We start from the raw sequence: 1,187 nt of genomic DNA, 5'->3' as shown, positions 1-1,187 counted from the left end.
TGGTCGGTGGTGGGGTGGTTTTCGTGGGGGTGGGGCTTGGGGTGGGGGTGGGTGGGGTGGCGGGTCCGCCGGTGAGGGTGATGTCGTCGGCGTAGTAGGTGCCTTGGGCGTACCAGCCGTGGAGGTAGATGGTGAGTGTGGTGGTGGTGTTGGTGGTGAAGGTGGTGGTGAGTTGGGTGTAGGTGCCGTTGGTGGTGGGGGTCCAGGTGGTGGCGGTGGCGGCGCCGGTGGTGCCGAGGTAGGTGTAGTTGCCGTTGACGTAGGCGGTGAGGGTGTAGGTGGTGTTGGTGGCGACGGTGAGGGTTTGGCTGCATTGGGCGGTGTTGCTGCTGGTGGCGGCGCCGGCTAGGGCGTAGGTGCCGGTGTGGGCGTGTCCGGTGACGGCGGAGTCGGTGGTGTCGCAGGACCAGCCGGTGAGGTTGCCGGTCTCGAAGCCTGGGTTGGTGATGGGGTTGGTGGCGGCTTGCGCTGCCGGAATCGCCAGGATCACCGCTGCCGCTGTCGCCACCGCCGCGGCTCCGCCCAGCATCACCCGCCGGCGCACGCGAATCGCGGGACGTTCGGGTGCCGATGATTCGGGCGCCGGAGGTCCGGGGATCGAAGGTTCAGGCATCGAAGGTTCGGGCATCGGACAACTCCTTCGACGGTCGCGCCGGCCTGGCCTGGCCGCATCCGTTGGCGGAACCCATTCACGGCACCCATTCACGGCGCTCATGAAGAGCTCGGGTCAGCGCGCGACGGGACGGCCGGTGGGAGCGGTCGGCTGACACCGGTACGCTTTAGAAAGGTTTCCTAAATATTTATCGACACCGTAGCCTCACGCCCATCGCTAGTCAATAGCGTCGATGCCCGCCCCCGACCCCAGGCGCGCCGAGCACAACAGTTAAGAAACCTTGACATTCATCGACCGCTGAGCTTACATCGACCCTCAATCATCGGTCCCGCCATGGCGACTGGTCTGGGTCGTAGCGCGGCGTCCGACGCGCCGAGCCAGACTGTCGGACAGGAGGAGTTCCATGCGCAGATCCGCGCGGGTCGTCCGGCTCGGTGTCACGGCCACCGCCGTTGCCGCCGCCGTCGGCCTGGCGATCCCGGCGGCTCAGGCCGCCATCAACAATCCGGCCGCTGACAACCCGGCAGCGCAAGCCGCCACCAACCCCATCACCAACCCAGGCTTCGAGACCGGC

1 protein-coding gene is annotated in these 1,187 nt (G+C 67.2%); it reads right to left on the bottom strand.

Annotation, left to right across the window (positions count from 1 at the left end; translation table 11 throughout):
• The coding region (locus tag Raf01_RS49060; protein WP_203925064.1) for a carbohydrate binding domain-containing protein at positions 1–508 on the bottom strand (508 nt) is incomplete at its 3' end.
• Between the last annotated feature and the right edge of the window lie 679 nt (positions 509–1,187).

Origin of the sequence: Rugosimonospora africana, assembly GCF_016862975.1 — a bacterium.
GTDB classification, from domain to species: domain Bacteria; phylum Actinomycetota; class Actinomycetes; order Mycobacteriales; family Micromonosporaceae; genus Rugosimonospora; species Rugosimonospora africana.
The sequence above is the reverse complement of the archived record's forward strand: the minus strand, read 5'-3'. Positions and strand labels throughout refer to the sequence as shown.